The following is a 1,409-nucleotide window of genomic DNA, read 5'->3' as shown; positions in this document are numbered from 1 at the left end:
GCAGGTTTAAGTATCAATTCATCAACCGGTCAAATAGATGTTTCAGCATCAACACCAGGGACCTATACCATAACCTATACTACAGCTGGTTCTTGTCCAAATTCATCAACAGCGAGTGTTACCATAAACGCTATAGATAATGCAAGCTTTTCATATGCACTTTCTTCTGTTTGTATTACAGCCACAGATGTTACACCAACTATAACTGGAGTAATTGGAGGAACATTCTCGAGTACAGCTGGGTTGAGTATTAATGCTTCAACGGGACAAATAGATGTATCCGCATCAACACCTGGAGCATATACCATTACTTATACGACAGTAGGATCTTGTTCAAATTCATCGAATGTGAACCTTACTATATTATCTGATAATGGTTTTTCAGCTAGTGCACTAACAGATGCCAATGTAACTTGTAATGGCGGAAGTGATGGTCAAATCACCGCATCTGCAACGGGAGGGACAGCCCCTTATGCTTATGCTTGGAGTAATACTGCTACAACGGCAATTATCAATGGAATTTCTGCCGGGAGTTATTCTGTAGAAGTAACAGATAACGTGGGTTGTAAAGCATCGGCAAATGCAACGATAACAGAACCTACGGCCTTAAATGCGGCGGTGAGTTCTTCAACTGATGTTGCATGTACTGGTGGAACAACTGGTGCTGCAACAGTAAGTGTAACTGGTGGAACAGCACCTTATACCTATGCTTGGAGCAATTCTGCAGTTAATCCAACCATTACTGGCCTTGGTGCAGGAACATATACAGTGTTAGTTACGGATGCAAATGGATGTACAGCAAATACATCAGTAACCATAAATGAGCCTACATTACTTACTTCAGTGGCTTTAGTGGATTCTAATGTAAGCTGTAACGGTCTTTTCGATGGGGGAGTAACAGCAACTCCTACTGGAGGAACAAGTCCTTATACTTACTTATGGAATAACACAGCTACCACAGCTTCTTTAAATGGCGTTGCGGCAGGTACCTATACGGTGACAATTACAGATGCGAATGGATGTACAACAACAGCGTCAGCTACTGTAACAGAACCAACCCTTCTTTCAGCTACAGGATCAGTAAATGCAAATGTTTCTTGTAATGCAGGAAGTAATGGAGAAGCAACTGTAAACGTAACAGGAGGAACAGCACCTTATACCTATGCTTGGAGTAATACAGCAACGACTCAGACCATAACTGGAGTTGCTGCAGGAACATACACTGTAACTGTAACAGATGCCAACGGATGTACAGAAAATGCTTCTGTAACGATAACTGAACCAACGGTTCTTTCAGCTACAGGATCAGTAAACGCAAATGTTTCTTGTAATGCAGGAAATGATGGAGAAGCAACGGTAAACGTAACAGGAGGAACAGCGCCTTACACCTATGCATGGAGTAATACAGC

General features: G+C 42.0%; 1 protein-coding gene. It reads left to right on the top strand.

What is annotated here, in order from left to right:
- Nucleotides 1-1,409, top strand: a 1,409-nt coding sequence (locus tag BM327_RS15735) for a beta strand repeat-containing protein (protein WP_211664744.1), incomplete at both ends; no start/stop codon positions are given.

Origin of the sequence: Lishizhenia tianjinensis (assembly GCF_900116425.1) — a bacterium.
Lineage (GTDB): Bacteria > Bacteroidota > Bacteroidia > Flavobacteriales_D > Crocinitomicaceae > Lishizhenia > Lishizhenia tianjinensis.
The sequence above is the reverse complement of the archived record's forward strand: the minus strand, read 5'-3'. Positions and strand labels throughout refer to the sequence as shown.